The 17836-nt window shown below is 41.2% G+C and carries 14 protein-coding genes; 7 read left to right on the top strand and 7 right to left on the bottom strand.

Annotated elements, in window-relative coordinates; translation table 11 throughout:
• The first annotated feature begins 608 nt into the window (after positions 1-608).
• The 3 genes from HMPREF3208_RS05170 (at position 609) to HMPREF3208_RS05160 (ending at position 2304) form a co-directional block, all read left to right on the top strand.
• Positions 609-803 carry a DUF3791 domain-containing protein gene (locus tag HMPREF3208_RS05170; protein ID WP_050567763.1) on the top strand — a complete coding sequence of 65 codons (195 nt, stop codon included), beginning with the start codon at positions 609-611 and terminating at the stop codon, positions 801-803.
• A gap of 14 nt (positions 804-817) precedes the next feature.
• The gene (locus HMPREF3208_RS05165; protein WP_016637300.1) at positions 818-1045 is read left to right on the top strand and encodes a DUF3791 domain-containing protein; all 228 of its coding nucleotides are present in this window, start codon (positions 818-820) and stop codon (positions 1043-1045) included.
• Positions 1046-1128: 83 nt separating this feature from the next.
• Entirely contained in the window at positions 1129-2304 is a 1176-nt protein-coding gene (locus HMPREF3208_RS05160; protein WP_064347530.1) for an MFS transporter, read from the top strand.
• 55 nt (positions 2305-2359) lie between these two features.
• Here the strand turns inward: HMPREF3208_RS05160 and HMPREF3208_RS05155 are convergent, their stop codons facing one another.
• Positions 2360-5020 carry a DNA gyrase/topoisomerase IV subunit A gene (locus tag HMPREF3208_RS05155; RefSeq protein ID WP_064347528.1) on the bottom strand — a complete coding sequence of 887 codons (2661 nt, stop codon included), beginning with the start codon at positions 5018-5020 and terminating at the stop codon, positions 2360-2362.
• 159 nt (positions 5021-5179) lie between these two features.
• Here HMPREF3208_RS05155 and HMPREF3208_RS05150 point away from each other — a divergent pair, with 159 nt between their 5' ends.
• On the top strand, positions 5180-6439 hold the full coding sequence (locus HMPREF3208_RS05150) for an alkaline phosphatase family protein (protein WP_064347593.1): 1260 nt from the start codon (positions 5180-5182) through the stop codon (positions 6437-6439).
• Between the two features lie 135 nt (positions 6440-6574).
• Here the strand turns inward: HMPREF3208_RS05150 and sepH are convergent, their stop codons facing one another.
• Positions 6575-7765 (bottom strand): septation protein SepH, encoded by a 1191-nt coding sequence (sepH, locus tag HMPREF3208_RS05145; RefSeq protein WP_064347526.1) that lies wholly within the window; start codon positions 7763-7765, stop codon positions 6575-6577.
• A gap of 164 nt (positions 7766-7929) precedes the next feature.
• Between sepH and HMPREF3208_RS05140 the strand changes: the two genes are divergently transcribed.
• The 3 genes from HMPREF3208_RS05140 to HMPREF3208_RS05130 all read left to right on the top strand — a co-directional run bounded on the left by HMPREF3208_RS05140 (position 7930) and on the right by HMPREF3208_RS05130 (position 11175).
• On the top strand, positions 7930-8223 hold the full coding sequence (locus HMPREF3208_RS05140) for a DUF4193 domain-containing protein (RefSeq protein ID WP_016637305.1): 294 nt from the start codon (positions 7930-7932) through the stop codon (positions 8221-8223).
• Positions 8224-8703: a dUTP diphosphatase gene (gene dut, locus HMPREF3208_RS05135; RefSeq protein ID WP_016637306.1), complete on the top strand. Its 480-nt coding sequence runs from the start codon at positions 8224-8226 to the stop codon at positions 8701-8703.
• 120 nt (positions 8704-8823) lie between these two features.
• Positions 8824-11175 (top strand): RelA/SpoT family protein, encoded by a 2352-nt coding sequence (locus tag HMPREF3208_RS05130; protein WP_016637307.1) that lies wholly within the window; start codon positions 8824-8826, stop codon positions 11173-11175.
• Between the two features lie 357 nt (positions 11176-11532).
• Here the strand turns inward: HMPREF3208_RS05130 and HMPREF3208_RS05125 are convergent, their stop codons facing one another.
• The 5 genes from HMPREF3208_RS05125 to HMPREF3208_RS05105 all read right to left on the bottom strand — a co-directional run bounded on the left by HMPREF3208_RS05125 (position 11533) and on the right by HMPREF3208_RS05105 (position 17809).
• The gene (locus HMPREF3208_RS05125) at positions 11533-11814 is read right to left on the bottom strand and encodes an HU family DNA-binding protein (RefSeq protein ID WP_004127774.1); all 282 of its coding nucleotides are present in this window, start codon (positions 11812-11814) and stop codon (positions 11533-11535) included.
• A gap of 204 nt (positions 11815-12018) precedes the next feature.
• Positions 12019-14454, bottom strand: a complete 2436-nt coding sequence (locus HMPREF3208_RS05120) for a lysylphosphatidylglycerol synthase transmembrane domain-containing protein (RefSeq protein ID WP_016637308.1) — start codon at positions 14452-14454, stop codon at positions 12019-12021.
• A gap of 15 nt (positions 14455-14469) precedes the next feature.
• Positions 14470-15912, bottom strand: a complete 1443-nt coding sequence (purB, locus tag HMPREF3208_RS05115) for an adenylosuccinate lyase (protein ID WP_016637309.1) — start codon at positions 15910-15912, stop codon at positions 14470-14472.
• A gap of 57 nt (positions 15913-15969) precedes the next feature.
• On the bottom strand, positions 15970-17619 hold the full coding sequence (locus HMPREF3208_RS05110; RefSeq protein ID WP_064347523.1) for a PGAP1-like alpha/beta domain-containing protein: 1650 nt from the start codon (positions 17617-17619) through the stop codon (positions 15970-15972).
• Position 17620: 1 nt separating this feature from the next.
• Complete coding sequence (locus HMPREF3208_RS05105; protein ID WP_016637311.1) at positions 17621-17809, bottom strand: hypothetical protein; 189 nt, start codon at positions 17807-17809, stop codon at positions 17621-17623.
• Positions 17810-17836 lie beyond the last annotated feature (27 nt).

Genomic DNA, 17836 nt, shown 5'->3' with positions numbered 1-17836 from the left:
GTTGTTTATTAGATTATTTAAATAAATAATCTATCTGTTTATTTGCTTTATGAAATGAAATAACAACTGTCCTATTTTGCTGAGAAATAGTAATGATATTAAACTTCGTGTAAATGTTTACCATCTCACATTTACCTACGTGTGATAGTTTTACTCGTGGCGCGAATACGTAAAGTGTTTCATACTCATAGCCTCTTTTTTGTTTTTTAACGAATGACAAAAATCTTCTACTTCAATGTTGAGAAGTATATTTTTCTGAATATCTGATCGTATGTTGTATTCTCGAATGAAGTTTATGTTTTCTTGACGATTTTCGTTTAATGAGATGGTAAAGCGGTCATTTTTTATGCAGTCTTTTATCTTTGCGAGTATTGCTGAAATTTCTTCTTTTGTGTAATTCTGATTATAGTTCTTGTTCATATACCACCTCCAGAAGTATGATACAAAAAATAAGTGCATTTATCAAGAAAAACGCATCAATTGATGCATAAATGATTGCGCATGTGTTCTAGAATAAAATTTATTAGCCTTATTAATGTGTTTGGCTTGTTTTTATGCTTTAAAATGATAAGCAAGAAGGCTTTGATAAATATAAGCTTGATTTTGCAATATTTTGTATTGAAAATGTTGCTAAGAAACTTAATAAAAACCCTCGTGATACGTATGATGCTTTGACTAAGAAAAGTAATATTCTTATGTCTTATATTGTTCCATCTTATGATGTTTTGCATACTCAAGGCAAAGAATATATTACGAACGATATTATTTCTTTCATGCACGAAAAAGGTGTGGCAAATATTTAGGGGAGTGAGGGATTTTGAAGGCGAATCCTGTTTTGTTGCAAAAGAAGTATGTGAGAGTTGTAAGTCTTCTGGCTGAGCGTGCTGGGTTGAGCTATGAGCAGGCTCTTGACGTGTTTTATCATTCTGTTACTTACGATTTAATGCGTAATGGTATTTCGGATATGCATTGTATGAGTGATGAGTATTTGGTTCAGGATTTGCTTGATGAGATACGTAAATCTAGTGAGAAAAACAATTTGTAAATGTTATATTGCTGGCGTTTTTTAATCCTACCTAAATCCTAATGTTAAAACATATAACTCGTTTGATGAATTGATGTGTGAATATGATTAACCTTCTTCTTGCTGTTATTTATCTTGCTTTTATTAGCTTAGGTTTGCCGGATGCTCTTCTTGGAGCTGCGTGGCCTACGATGAGTCACGATGTTGGTGCGCAAATTTCTTGGGCTGGCGGAATATCAATGGTTATTTCTGCAGGAACAATTGTTTCTGCGCTACTATCTAATAGGCTTACGCATAAGTTTGGCCCTGGAAAAGTTACGCTTATTTCAGTTTCCTTAACAGCTTTAGCGTTGCTGGGTTTTTCTTTTGCTCCGAATTATCTTGTGCTTATTTTTCTAGCTATACCATATGGTTTAGGCGCTGGAGGAGTGGACGCTGCTCTTAATAATTACGTTGCAATTCACTATGAAAGCTGGCATATGAGCTGGCTTCACTGCATGTGGGGAATTGGAGCTTCGGCAGGCCCTTACGTTATGGGTTTTGCGCTTTCTCACGGACAACGTTGGCCTGCAGGATACCAGTATATTGCCGTTATACAAATTGCTCTCACTCTTGTGTTATTCATAAGTTTGCCGCTGTGGAAAAATAATACAAGAAAAGAACCGCATAATCTTACTAAGGTAAAGAAACAATCTTCTGGGATGCTATCTTACGCAGAAGTTTTGCGCATTCCAGGAGCTAAAAATATTCTTATTATGTTCTTTTGCTATTGTGCTTTAGAACAAACTGCAGGATTATGGGCCAGCAGTTACATGGTTTTGCATGGAGGAGTTAGCCGAATTGTGGCGGCAGGTTGGGCAAGCTTGTTTTATGTTGGCATTACGGTTGGCCGTTTTGTAAGCGGATTTCTTACTATGCGTTTTAACGATGCAACCATGATTCGTATTGGACAATGCGTAATGATTGTTGGCATTTTAGTATTGCTGCTTCCTTTGCCGAATCATATTGAGCTTATTGCAGGATTTGTAATTATTGGACTAGGATGCGCTCCAGTTTACCCATGCATTATTCATTCAACGCCTCATTATTTTGGTGCAGATAAGTCGCAAGCTATTGTTGGCATGCAAATGGCAAGTGCATATATTGGATCTATGGTAATGCCTGCGATTTTTGGAATAATCGTGCAGAATGTTTCTATGGTGCTGCTTCCGGCTTATTTGCTTATTCTTCTCGCTGTAATGACTTTTATGCACGTGCGTCTGATGCGCGTTTGTGCATAATAATTTTTCGTCTATTGCAATAAAGTAAGTAATTTTCTAGAAATTGTTCGTAATGCTATCCAATATGTGCAATTGGGGAAACAAGCTCAGTTCCAGAAGCGTCCCTTCGCATATCTGGCTTAGGTAGTTCCACAAAGCTTCCGCCTTCAGTGACTGCTTGCAATGGGTAGTAGCCAACATAAGCATGAATAAGAGTATCTTGTCCTTTAAGAAAACGTTGTGAACGTACGCCGCCAGTTCCACGACCTTTTGTTGGATACATATCAAATGGAGTAATCTTTGCAGAGCCATTTTCTGTGCCAGGAAGTGCCTCGCTGTCGCCTGCTACAGTGAACACTACTGTGCCAGTAGCGGAGAACAAACCATTTTCACCCTCTTCATAATGCCAAGCAATAGCTTCTTTCGGCACTACTGCAAAAGTAGCGACAGTTGAGCCTTCTGATAAACGAATGCCAGCCATGCCTCCTGCTGTTCTTCCTTGAGGACGAACTTGTTTGGCTTCAAAAGTTAGCAATGAAGAATCTGTGCTAATAAACACGAGTCTATCATTGTCTCGTGCTGGTGAAGCAGCGACAACTGTGTCACCATTCTTTAGATCAATAACGCTCCACGAATCCATAGTTGTCGGAGCCTCAAAATTCCATCTTTTAACTACACCATTTCGTGTACCAATTGCAAGTGGTACAGCATTTTGTGATGCGTCAAATGCTATTGCTGCAGCTACGATTTCTCCTTTAACAGGCTCAGTGCTTTCCGTTGACATAAGCAGTTCTTTAGCTAGTACGCCATGAGTAAGTTTTACAGGTTTTTCTTCTTCATCATGTAGCTGAGGTAAATCAGCAGCATGTGCAAGCACTAAACGACCTGCAGTAGTAATTAGTGCATACGTTGCTCGAGTTGTAGTAGCAAACATAGTTGCGCAAGGAGTGTCAAATACCTTAGTATTGTGAGCTTTCCAACGTTCAAACATTGCCATGCTTGTTCGTGCTATACGACCAGAAGTACTCAACACTATTGCGCAAGGATCATCACTTAATTGTAATGCAGCAGAAGCTGCTTCTGTTTCGCCAGCTTTTATTGCTGCATTCGCTGCAGCAATATCCGCTTGTGCGGAAGTAAGCTGATTCGCTGATTGTACTGCTTGCATAGCGAGCTTTTCAGCATTGTCGTCTGCGTTGGTTGTTACTGGAGTAAAGCTTCCATCTTCCTGTTCATCAAGAAGAATTGTCCTACGAGGGGTATTCCACTGTTTTACAGCATCATCCATTTCTGTGATCACTACATGATCGAGTTTAGCTTCAGAACTCAAAATTTGAGTAAGATTCTCAATTTTTTTAAGCAAATCGTCACGTTCAGCCTCAAGCTCAATACGACTCATCTTAGTAAGTCTGCGTAAACGCAAGTCCAAAATGTATTGCGCTTGAATCTCGTCAAGATCAAAAACTTTTATTAATTTAGCTTTTGCTGTATCTGCATCTTCAGAAGATCGAATTACTTGTATTACTTCGTCAATATCAAGTAAAGCAAGAAGTAAACCATCTACTAAATGCAAACGTTCCTGTGCTTTCGTACGCCTAAATTCACTTCGTCTGCGTACAACTGTCCTACGATGTGCTATCCAGACATCTAACAGTTCTCGTAAGCCCATAGTGTGCGGTCTGCCGTCCACTAATGCCACGTTGTTAATGGTAAAGCTTTCTTGCAATGGTGTATGCCTGAAAAGCTGAGCTAATACGGCGTGAGGATCAAAACCAGTTTTAATTTCAATAACAAGGCGAGTGCCATTGTGTCTATCTGTTAAATCAATAGCTCCAGAAATACCATCGAGTTTGCGAGCCTTTACACCTTGTGAAATGCGTTCAAGAACACGCTCAGGACCAACCATAAACGGAAGCTCGGTAACAATAATTGCTTTTTTGCGAGCAGTAATATTTTCAATATGCGTTGTAGAGCGTGTTGTAAATGCGCCTCTGCCAGTCGCATAAGCTTCGCGAATACCGCTTCTTCCAATAATAATCCCGCCACCAGGCCAATCTGGTCCAGGTACAAGTTTCATAAGATCATCCAACGTTGCGTCAGGATGTTTCATCACGTATTTTGCGGCAGCAACTACTTCACCTAAATTATGCGTTGCCATATTAGTTGCCATACCGACCGCAATGCCAGATGCACCATTCACTAGCAGGTTCGGAATTGCAGCTGGTAATACTGTAGGCTCTTTGAGTTTATTATCATAATTTGGTGCAAAATCAACAGTATCTTCGTTAATATCAGCATTCATGCCAAGAGCTGCAGGAGCTAAGCGTGCTTCCGTGTAGCGGGATGCTGCAGGACCGTCGTCAAGAGAACCAAAATTACCATGACCATCAACAAGTGGAAGTCGTAGTGAAAATGGCTGAGCTAGGCGAACCATTGCTTCATAAATTGCAGAATCACCGTGAGGATGCAGCTTACCCATCACTTCACCAACTACACGAGCAGACTTCATATAAGCGTGATCCGGCGTTAAATTCATATTGCCCATCTGGTAAATAATGCGTCTTTGCACTGGTTTCATGCCATCTCTAGCATCTGGAAGAGCTCGAGCGTAAATAACAGAATAAGCATATTCAAGAAACGATTTACTCATTTCTTCGTTCAATGGAGTTTCGACAATACGCTCTTTTACTTTCCGTGGATCAAAAGTTTGCTGTGTTGCATGACGGCGTGAAGGCATATTGTAAACTCCTTGGATGATATTACGGCTCTCAATTCTATCAATTTCTATGCACAAATTGCGTTTATTCGTTGATTTTATGACCGTATAGCGAGTTTTGATATGTGTAAAATATGGATTTATTTTGCACTACGCTTTATCGGTGGTTCAATAGTGAGTATGAGTATTGATGTTCCGTCTAAAAAAGAGTTGTTGCAGTTTGTAAGTAATGTTGTTTATAACGATTCTGACGTAAGTTCTGTTGATGCTAATCTGCCCGGCGCTGCGAGTGTTGGGAAGAGAGGCGGAGCGTTACATCTTTCTTCAATTTTGCCAGCTTTGAGCGATGCGATAGATGCGCCTGTAAGCACTGCTGTACATCATAATCCCAAAGCTTTACGTGAAAGCCTTGGGATTCCTCAAGCGCATGCTGCAATTGTAGTGCTAGTTGATGGTTTGGGTTATTGGAATATTCTTATGCGACAAGGTCATGCACCATATTTGCGTTCGTTGTTTAACGAATCAACTAATCAACGCCCAATTAGTACTTGCCTGCCAAGCACTACGGTTGCTGCAATGGCGACATTTGGCACAGGCACATGTCCTGGTCTTACTTGTATGACTGCTTATACGCAGAAAAATGCGCAAACAGGAAAGCTTGCGCAGCTTATTCAATTTAAAGATGCTCCGAATCCTTTAGAACTACAGCAGCAGCCAACGGTATTTGAGAGCCTGGTTGCTCAAGGTGTGCGTGCAGATAGCGTGAGTTTGCCAAAATTTGAGCATTCTCCGCTCACTCAAGCTGCTTTTCGTGGGGCGAATTATATTACTGCAGGAACGCCTCGAGCGCGTATTATGAAAGCTGCAGCTACAACGCGCACTCCTGGAATAACATATTTGTATCTTAGAGATACAGATAAAGTAGGTCATAATTATGGTTGGGATTCTGAACAGTGGGTTGCAGCTTTTGAGCAGGTTGATGCACAACTGCGTTTATTGCAACAGAATTGTGTACCAGGAACAGTGATTATTGTCACTGCTGATCATGGAATGATTCAGACTGATCCACGCTTGTGCATTAATATTGCAGAACATGAAGAACTTATGCGGGGAGTATCTATGGTAGGTGGTGAGCCTCGCTCGCTTATGCTGTATGCTCAACAAAACAGTAGTACTGAAGATATTATTACTCGTTGGCAAAAAATACTTGGTGATCATGCTCTTATCCGTAGTAAACGACAAGCTATTGATGATGGCGTTTTTGGTCAAGTTGATACTAGGGCAGAAGCTGTTCTTGGAGATGTTTTAGTACAAGCACGTGATGCTTATACGATTGTTGATTCTCGTATACAAACAGAAAAAGCTATGAGCTTACCAAGTGTACATGGTTCGATGACTCGCATGGAAGTAGATATCCCGTGTCTTATTGATGTAGCGTAGCATTGTAGATTTGCCTACTAAGAATAAGGCAATATTAGAATATAAAAATGTGTGACACTCCATACCAGAGTGCCACACAGTATTGTTGGAATATGCTTGAAATATGCTACAGCGAAAGTAGAGACTACTTAAAAATTAACCTTCACCAAATAAAATTTCATCCCAGCTTGGTACAGCTGCTCTGCCACTGCGTCGCTTGTTATGATCTGCAGAAATTTTCTCTCCAGATTCATGTTCTTGGCTCTGCTCATCAACAGCCGTCTCATGAGCAAGCGTATTATTTTGTGACTGTGTGATCTCAGTATGAGCTGCTTCTACTTGGCGAACTTTCGCAGCTAATGATTGTTGTGCTGCTTGTGATTCTGCTACTTGAACTGATTGATTTTCAGTAACCTTAGTTGATTGCGTTTTAGGTGCCTGATTTGTGCCATTTTCTGCTGAATTTGCAGATACATCACCAGAAACGTTTACTGTACTACTGTTCATTGCTTGTTGAGCTGCATTTGATGCATTATCTTGTCTGCTTGCTGCTGTTTGAGAAGAAATCTCAGCCAGCTTATCGCTATTGCGAAGTTCCCATTGAGAAACTGCTCTCTCAATACGAGCCGAACGAATAGAATTACCAGGCAATTCCTCACTAGTAAATGGGAAATTAATACTTACTGTATCTCGATAATTACCGCCATATGGTGCTTGTTTAGCGGCATCAGCAACATTTATTTCTTCACCAAGTAGTAAGCGTGCCGAAGGATTAGCGCATGTTACTGAATTATCGTGCATGTTCCATGTCCACTCAGCTTTGATTGTGCGAGTAGCTGTTTTGAACGTAGCAGTAATAAGCCATGGTTCTAAACCTCGGCGTGTTGCACGCCATTGTATTGTTTCCATGCCAATATGTGCTTTAGCTAGTGTGCGTTCAATTAAATCAGCGAGCGTACGCATATTGCTTTGCTTTGGAGCAGGGACCAAAAGAAACTGCTCAATTGCATATTGTTTTTCTGTTTCAACGCCAGCGGAAAAACGACGAACTTGTGCTTCGCTCACATGATAGCGTTGTGCCACGTGCGAAGGATCAAGACCAGCACGAATCAAAGCCTGAATTTGTGAAATAGGCAAAGTCGCAGTATTTGACGAGGATACTAACCCAGCGTCTGCTGCGTTACTTTTATCGCTGTTTTTATTCATAATCTGGCGTGATTCAGCGATAGCGCGCTCCAGCGTGTCGTCCACTTGTACACATAACGGCGTGTTTTCGCAAATAAAAATTAAATTGCCGTCTGCGTCAACATGGTCGAAACTCGCCTCTTTTGGCGGATTTTCAAGCATTATGCACCACTTTCTTCGCTTTTAACAATACTATGTATATACTTTAGTCCATGCACTGCATTCTTTACTATGTTATGTAAAATAAAAAATGTGTAATATGCAGGGTAGCATTCCATGTATGCTATGCGCGTAGATATTCTTGATGATAAAACGAAAGGACCATAATGGCACAGGATTATGATTCTCCTCGTAGTAAAGATGAGGACGAAGAGTCGTTGGAAGCTTTGAGTAAAAGTTCTCAAAATACAAGCAACGATATTGATGATGATGAAAACGCTATTGCTGAAGACTATGAGTTACCGGGTGCTGATTTAAGCAATGAGGATGCTTCGGTAACTGTTATTCCTATGCAAGGTGATGAATTTATTTGTTCTGAATGTTTCCTAGTAAAGCATCGTAGTCAGTTGGCTGAAACTACTGCTGATGGTCAACCGATTTGTAAGGAGTGCGCAGCTTAAATGGCATACGACGAGACCTATACTGGCCCCGAACAGGTTGAGGTGTTAATACAATACCTCGATAATGAAGCGTCTCCATTGCCTCCGCTTTGTTACGCGCATGCCGGTGATGCTGGTGCTGATCTGCGTACTACGCAGGATGTTACACTGCGTCCTTTTGAGCGTGCACTTGTGCCAACTGGCGTAGCTATTGCGTTGCCTGCAGGATATGTTGCTTTAGTGCATCCTCGTTCTGGTTTAGCTGCAAAGCAGGGTGTTACTGTGTTGAACGCTCCTGGAACTGTTGATGCTGGTTATCGTGGTGAAATTAAAGTACCGCTTATTAATTTAGATGCTGAGCATACAGTGCAATTCCATCGTGGTGATCGTATTGCACAAATAGTTATTCAACGCTACGTAGAAGCTCAATTTATTCCAGCGGCACAATTGCCTAGCTCCGATCGTGCTAATAAAGGTTTTGGCTCAACAGGCGTGCAATAATCTCATCTCACAATCCGACCAGTTAGAAACTGTGTCGGATTTATTGTATGTATTTGTCAATTTTGTAGAGCAGAAGGCATATTGCAGGTAGGATAGTAAACAATACCAGGAGGTGTTGCAATGGGTGAACTTCAAGAAGATGTAAAAGGTGCTCATAGACTTGGATGTGAAATCAGTGTGGATTCTCGCAACCCGTTATTGCCAATATTAAGCATGTGCCAGTGGCATCATCCTGGTGAAGATATGAGTATTCTTCACAGGGCATATGTACGTGCAGTAAAGCAACATACTGGGCAGCGTCGTAAATCTGGCGAACCTTATATTATTCATCCTCTTGCAGTTGCGCAGATTCTTGCAGATCTTGGTATGGGTCCAATTGTTGTTGCTGCAGGCTTGCTACATGATACTGTCGAGGATACTGATTATACACTTGAAGAATGTCGTGCAGAGTTTGGTGACACGGTTGCTGGTCTCGTAGATGGTGTTACCAAAATATCAAAAATGGAATACGGTGAAAGCGCACAAGCTGAAACCATTCGCAAAATGGTAGTTGCAATGAGTAGAGATGTGCGTGTACTCGTAGTAAAACTTGCAGATCGTTTGCATAATGCAAGAACTTGGCGATACGTTAAACCAACGAGTTCACATAAAAAAGCGCGCGAAACGCTTGATGTGTATGCACCTCTTGCAAACCGTCTTGGTATGAATGCTATTAAAACTGAGCTTGAAGAGTTGAGCTTTAAAGTTTTGTATCCAAAAATTTATAACGAAATTGTGGTTTTAGTTGCTCGTAGAGCCGGTCAACGCGAAGTTTATTTACGGCAAATTCTTGAAGAAATTAATGCAGATCTTGCAGAACAACACGTTAAAGCATCAGTAAAAGGTAGACCAAAAGATTATTTCTCTATTTATCAAAAAATGATTGTTCGCGGTCATGATTTTGCCAATATTTATGACCTTGTGGGCGTTAGGATTATTGTTGATTCTATTCGCGACTGCTATGCAGCGTTAGGTGCTGTCCATGCGCGATGGAGTCCGGTACCAGGTCGTTTTAAGGACTATATTGCGACTCCTAAACTCAACATGTATCAGAGCTTGCATACTACTGTTGTTGGACCTGGTGGAAAGCCTGTAGAAATTCAAATTCGCACTTGGGATATGCATAGGCGAGCAGAATTTGGTATTGCTGCTCACTGGAAGTATAAGGCAAACGGACAAGCAGGTCGAGCTTTAAGCAAACCAGATAATGATGATCGTAAACGTGAAGGTGAGCTTGAAGAGCGCAAAGAGCTGAGTGAGGCAGACAACTTAAAGTGGATTCAACAGCTTGCTGATTGGACAAGTGAAACACCAGATTCTGATGAGTTTTTAGGCTCATTGAAGCAAGATCTTGGAGCTTCGGAAGTATATGTGTTTACGCCAAAGGGGAGTATTGTTGCTCTTCCGCAAGATGCTACTCCTGTTGACTTCGCATATTCTGTGCACACTGAGGTTGGGCACAGAATGATGGGTGCGCGAGTGAATGGTCGTTTGGTGCCGCTTGATACTAAGCTTGTTAACGGAGATACAGTCGAAGTACTTACGTCAAAATCTGATACGGCAGGGCCATCTCGTGATTGGTTAAGTTTTGTAAAATCTCCTCGTGCTCGAAATAAAATACGTCAATGGTTTAGCAAAGAACGCCGTTCTGAGGCGATTGAAGAGGGCAAAGACGAGCTAACTCGTGCTATGCGTAAACGTAACTTGCCTTTAACTACTTTGATGACTCAGCAGGCATTAATTGGCGTTGCTGATGAATTGAATTTGCCGACTAATGTTGACTCTCTATATGCAGCGATTGGTGAAGGTCAAGTTTCGACACAAAATGTTATTTCACGATTAGTGAAAGATGCTGGTGCTGATGAAGTTGCTGAGGAAGTAGAACAAGAAGCACTTCCACTTCGTCATGTAGAACGTAATCGTAAATCAAACGGTGCTTTAGGAGTATCAGTTAAGGGTGTTGGTGACGTTTGGGTAAAGCTTGCTAGATGCTGTATGCCAGTTCCTGGTGATACTATTATTGGCTTTATTACAAGAAATCAGGGCGTATCTGTGCACCGAACTGACTGTCAGAATATGATTGATTTACAAAAAACTCAATCTGAGCGCGTTATTCCTGTGCAGTGGACTAGCGATAAAGGTTTGTTCCTAGTTAAGGTTCAGGTTGAGGCTTTGGATAGGCAACATTTGTTATCAGATGTTACTCGAGTACTTTCAGATCATGGCGTAAATATTCTTTCTGGAACTATTGCAACTGGAGATGACCGCGTTGCAACTAGCCAATTTACGTTTGAAATGGCTGATCCTCAGCATTTGGCTACGTTACTTGCTGCTATTCGTAAGATTGAAGGCGTTTTTGACGTGTATCGTATTACGGGTGCAAAAGATAGTGCAGAACCTCGTTTACGTAAAATGGAACGTGGAGATATTTAGTTTTCTATTTTTTCTCTATATCACAGGCGTATGCGTAATAAACTGTAAGTATCTAGCTTATTAAAAGGTTTTTAAGTTTTTGCATACTTAATAGGATATTTGCATATACTGGCAGCATATGTTTTTAGAAGACGTCAGATTTGGCATATATATGTTTTGTAACATACGCGCATTTAATGTGAACTGATATCTCAACGAAAAGTAGATTTTATCAATATGTGATAAGTAGATGATGTATGAGCGGATGATGCAATTGATGAATAATATATAAAATCTCAAATATAAGAAGAAGGACAACTCAACTTTGGAATGTCCTTCTTCTTATATACACGTAATTTTTACGTATAACACCTAATTTCAGGCGGCAACAGCCTTCTTCAACAAAGAACCAGCAGAGATACGTACACCGTAAGAGGCTGGAATCTTAATGGTTTCACCGGTACGCGGGTTGCGGCCAGTGCGCTCAGCGCGCTTTACACGCTCTGCGGAGAACAGACCGGTAAGCTTCAAACCTTCACCGGACTGCAAAGCCTCAACGAACACATCCTGGAATGCGTTGACGGCGGCTTCGGCCTGTGCCTTGGTCAGGTTGGACTTCTGTGCGATCTTTGAAACGAGATCAGACTTGTTGTATGCCATGCAGCATCCTTTGTGTTAGGGGCCTTCCTCTTGTAAAGGCCACGTTCATACTTGATAATAGTACATTTTCCCTACAAATGTAGCCATTTTGCTTATTTTCTTCGCATTCTCTTAATATTTTTTCCCTATGCGTTACAAAAAACACTATAACTGACATCATAATGTGATATTTCGGCATGAATCATCAAGCGCAAGCAAACTGAACTATACTAATTCGTGGCTATTAAGCCAATTCATAGCTGCGGCACCCACTGGAATTCTTAGCCAATAGAACATAAGTCGATATAGTAATGTCGCAGATAATGCGATGGTAGGTGGAATACCCACAGAAGTAAAAGCAAAGGTAAGTGACGCTTCTACAGCACCTAAACCGCCTGGCGTAGGTACAGCAGAACCGGCAGTATTAGCAAGTAAGAATAACAGTATAGTTTCCCACGGATTCGTAAAATATCCGAACGCGAGTAAAGCAATCCAATAGCCCAAGCCAGTACAAGCAACTAGTATTAGTGCACCGAAAGAGCCAGCAATAAGCTGCGATGGGTGCGAAATAAGTTCTTTAATTTGACGACCATAGTCAGACAAGATCGGCAAATAATGTTTACGAAGAGCTCTACGAGTCGCAGGAATAGCCATAAGTGTACATACGATCAGCGTAATAATTCCAATAACAGTAATAAGCATATGAGTTGGAATCATACCTGAAAGCACATTCTTGCCAGTAAAAATGCCAATAATAATAAGAACGATAGAAGTTACTAGCGCCTGAATAAGCCATACTGCACTCGTAATAGCAGTAGCTTGTGTGGACGTATAGCCACTTTTCTTTAAGAGTTGCATATTAACAAATGCGGGACCAATGCCAGCAGGCATAGAAACCGCTGTAAACCCAGATGCTGCTTGCGAAGCAAAAAGAACGCGTGCTGAAGGTTTTTGATCATCCATAAACGACCCGAGAGTAATAGCAGAACCTGACCAAGCAAGCATGCTACAAACCATGCATAAAAGTACCATTATGCTATCAGCATGACGAAGTGCAGCAAATACTTCTTGTGGATGCCATTGTGTAACAATAACAGCAACAGCAACAATAGCTAATACAAGGCTCACAAAGAAACGAATATTAAAACGTGCTAAACGCACTGTATCATAATCTTCTTCATCAGTATGTAAAGCAACTGTTTGACCAAGTTTATCGCAAAGATGTTCAAAAACTTTCTTATTCCAAGAAGGCAATCCTCGTGTAGAAGCAGGAATGGCAGCTTTTTGCATAAATGGTAACATTTCGGCTAATTTATCTGCACCCCAAGTGTTCAATGCTGCTTCAATCGCAGTATCAATATCTGTGCATGCTGCAATAAGCGTAAGTAATTGCACTTTATCGAGAGCAATATTAGTTGAATCACTTGCAACATCGCCATTCTGCCATCCTGCAATCACAGGAGTTCCATCTTCTAATCTAGCTAAGGTTTCTGGAGTAATACGGCGGTGCGTAACACCACGCATATTAGCGGCATCAACATAGCGCATGAGTTTTTCAGCATCGTGAATAGTCAAGGTATTTAAATTGCAGGGTAGCAGAGCATTCGCAGCATGAAACACCATTATTGAAGATTTATCACTATCGCTTACTCCATAAACATTTGCAGTTGGCAAATGAAGATTACGAAGAACAAGCAGCATTGAAAGATGATGATGCACAGAATGTCGAGCTGAACGATCTCTACGCGTAGGAATATCAATTAAACGTACCCACTGCCAAAGCTGATTCAAATATCCAGGTAAGTGAACTTGATTATCTAATACAGAAATTACGTAACGCATTCCGTGAATATCAGTAGCATCATACAGCCTCGAATTTTCGATTAAATCATCGTCAAGACTTGAGCGAAGCACTCCAGTATGATCAGCTTGCTGAGTTCTGCGAGTAAGTTGCGTAAGATTGTCTATACCAATATTTTGTAGTGCGAGAACAATATCATCACCCCATGCGCCTTTGCTTCGAGTACCCTTTGCAAAACGTATAAGAGTTCCTATTGCCCTACCTACGCAACAAGAAATAAGCGCACCGGCGCAAGTATCCCAAGAAGAAAAGAGGAGTATTGCAGAAACAATGAACAGCGCATTCCAGCCCCACTTGACATACTTATATTCTCTTTTAGGCCCACTTACAGTGAGGAATGCAACCATCACTGCATACATATCGGGAAGTAATTCTGTTAACGATGCATTCGTCTGATAGTGCAATGAAGTCAAGAGCGGAATATTGTGTGTTGCTGACAGTAGTCCAGACAACAACCATATTGCTCCATAGCTTATAAACAAGGTAATAACAGAAATTGCTGTATCAACCCAATGTTTTGCAGCAGCTTTATATGCAATTACGGTAGCTACTACAATAAGTGTAAGAGCTTGTTGAATGAGTGCATAAGGAATACCAGTAACTGTTAATCCAATAATCTTACTAGCACTGCGAGCATCAATTTCTACACCAGCTGTTGTTGCTGACAGCCACATAGTTGATAAAACAGTAAGCACACCGACAATAATTGCCGACAATGCATACAGCAAATCAGCCCAATTGCGCACTAAACTTGGTTGCGTATCTTCAATAATGAGATTTGGGTTTATGTGAGATTGCATAACGCTACCGTCTACTTATTGAACAAAATCCACCAATCGTGAAGCAAAGCCAGTGTAAGAAGCCGGAGTCATTGCTTGCAATCTAGCTGAAGTGGTTGCATCAAAAGCGCGAGAAGCAATGAAGGATTCTACATCTTGCTGCGAAATATGATGTCCCCGCATCAACTCTTTCACTTGTTCGTATGGTCGTTCCATGCCGGGTACACCAGCAATTTCTTCAGCGCGCATAGCAGTCTGAATTGGTTCGCCAAGAACTTCCCAATTAGCATCCAACTCCTGAGCCATAAAATCAGTATTAGGGTGAATAGATTGCAATCCACCTAAGAGATTGTTTAAAGCAAGAAGCGCATAACCGAATGCAGAACCAACATTACGTTGCGTAGTCGAGTCTGTTAGATCACGCTGCCAGCGGCTTTCTGTAAGTGTTGCACACAAAGTGTCGAATAGTGAACACGAAATTTCAAGATTAGCTTCGGCGTTCTCGAAACGAATAGGATTAACTTTATGCGGCATGGTAGAAGAACCAGTAGCACCTTTTACAGGAACTTGCACAAAAATGCCACGAGAAATATACATCCACACGTCAACTGCAAGATTATGCAAGATATGGTTTATGTGACTTACTGTGCTATACAATTCTGCTTGCCAATCGTGGCTTTCAATTTGTGTAGTTAAAGGATTCCATTGAAGACCCATACGTTTCTCAACAAATTCTTGAGAAACACTAATCCAATCAACTTCTGGGAAAGCTGCTAGGTGTGCACCAAAAGTACCAGTAGCACCATTAAGTTTGCCTAAATACTCTTGATTGTCGAGATGATGAAGTTGACGCTTCAAACGGTATGCGAATACTGCGAGTTCTTTACCTAAAGTCGTTGGTGTAGCCGGCTGACCATGAGTTAAAGAAAGCATAGGTAAGTCACGATACTGTTGTGCATGTTCCACTAGATAATGAACAATCGCTTCTAGATTTGGACGATACACATGAGCTACAGCATCTTTCACGCAGCGAGCAATAGAAAGATTATTAATATCTTCACTTGTACAAGAGAAATGTACTAGTGTCTTCAAAGATGATAGCTGGGTGCTATGTCCTAACTTATGTTCCGCATCATCTAATGCATCATCGATATAGTATTCTACTGCTTTTACGTCATGATGTGTTACTGCTTCATGCGCAGCGTGACGAGCAATACCATCAGCATCAAAATTCTCAGGGATAGCACGGAGATACTTGCACTCTTCATCCGTGAGCGGCTGAACACCTTTAACAATCGGCTGCCATTGATTCGCCTCATAACCATTAGTGAGAAGAATCATCCACTCAACTTCAACGCGCATGCGTTCACGATTAAGCGCAGGTTCGCTTAAATACTCGACGAGTGCTGAAGTTTGATGATGATAACGACCATCAAGAGGAGTCAGAGCTATTGCAGGAGAAATATCAGTAAGCTTCATACTTGCAAGGTTACATCATGCTGCGAATGAGTAGGATTTTGGTGCAATTGCGTAGCTTTACTGCATTACTCCTTGCCATAGTGTCGTACTTTGTAATTCGCCATCAATAATCTTCTGAAAATGTTGATCTTGTCTACGGACACTTTGAGAACCTAATTGTAATGCGTCCTCGTAAGCTGCAGTATGGTAATGAAGATCATGAGTTAATGTGCCTTCTTCGGGAACATCATTGACCAGAATACCGGTATTATCAAATTTTCGTCGCGAATACATGCTCCCAGAAAATCGTGTCACTCCAGGAGGTAAAGGTCGTTGAGTTTTTCGAACATGTGACGCGCGTCCATGAATAGTAACCCAATTGTTCCTACGAGGATTTTCTTTCCCATCAAGAGAAGGTACTAGCTCATCTTCCATTTCTATACTCGTAACCCAAGTATGTTGGGGAATAGGATGATTAGCAATAGGAGAGCCTGCAGTAACAACATGTTGAATGTTATACTGTTTTGCGTAATCGCTTGCAATACTCGCTGCCACAATGCCTCCTTGTGAATGTCCAACTAGAGCTACTGGGTCTTTGCGCTGGATGCCAGAACGTTTCATCGCTTCAAGAACCATACGGGTACTATCGGCTTGTTTCCTAGTAAGAGGTGAGTGACTCATAACTTCGGCGTTCTGTTCCCAACCAAATGGTGAATGTGCTTTACCATCAGTTCCAGGTATAATAACTAACCATGAAGTACGTCCATCAGCTCGTTTAAAGCGCTGAATGGCAATAGTTGCAGCATCTGGATTAGCAAGAGGAGGGCGAACTCCTAAATGACCACTGCCCAATTCCGTTAAATTGTCAAGAGTCTCACGAAGATTGCGACCTTTTCTAGGCAACACGAAAGCAGGTTTTCTCCAAGGCTGGCTTATGCGATGAACACGTAAAGTATTGCCTTGCATGTGATTATTTATTGGTGCAGAGATTAAACTAAATGCACTTGAAACAAACGGTACTGGTGATTGGAAATGATGTGTCATAGAGCGCAAAAAATTAGTATGAACCTTATTAAATCTACCTTTTGTTGAAGAATGATGGTTGCGGCTACTTTGTATGACACCTAAAGCAAATATTGGTAAACCAGTAACAGGATTAAGCATCATATGTTGAGCTAACCCACGAATAGTTCCTTGTTGTACTGATTGAGTTGCACGTGACCATTGAGCAACATGTTCAAATCCAGTATGCTGTTTTGCATCATCCAGAGCAGCGAGTGCAGCTCCAGCAAAAAATGGTATAGATGTAAAAGGCATAACTGAAGTCAGTAATGCAATTTGATTGTCAAAATTTTCTTTTGCGCGTAATTCGGCATCTCCATATAAACTGTTTGCTCTTACGATAAGTGAAGCAAGTTCCTGTAAACGCTGCGACAAATGCTGACATTTTCGAGCATAGTGCGTACACATGTTTGAGGTTAATGCACATCGACTAGCTTGTTTTGCAAAAGGTGAAGATTCATATTGCCAAACTGTTTTATTAGCAGATCGCTGAAAAACAGATGTTTGTTGAGCAATAATCATTGCTGCATGCTGCCAAGATGCACCAAGCGAAGAAAATTCATTAGCAAGAGAACAAAGTTTTCTCGCTTCACTACTGTACGCTTGACTTTTTGCTACACTCAGCGATCTACCGCCGACAATTGATGATTGAACTTTCCAAGGCATACTATATTCCTCCACGAACGTCGTAAAGTGCGTATGCTTGTTGAGCAAGATCAACCATATTTTGTCGAAAATACTCAGCAGCCAGCCCCTGCCAATCTTCTAATCTTGATGCTGCAGACTCAGCGAGAATGCAGCGAGCGCACTGTTGCGTGCGCTGTATGAGCCATTGCCATTCATAATATGTTTGCATAATACGTATTACACACGTTTATTGCAG

The sequence above is a fragment of the Gardnerella vaginalis genome, from assembly GCF_001546485.1.
Classification (GTDB): domain Bacteria; phylum Actinomycetota; class Actinomycetes; order Actinomycetales; family Bifidobacteriaceae; genus Bifidobacterium; species Bifidobacterium vaginale_D.
The sequence above is the reverse complement of the archived record's forward strand: the minus strand, read 5'-3'. Positions and strand labels throughout refer to the sequence as shown.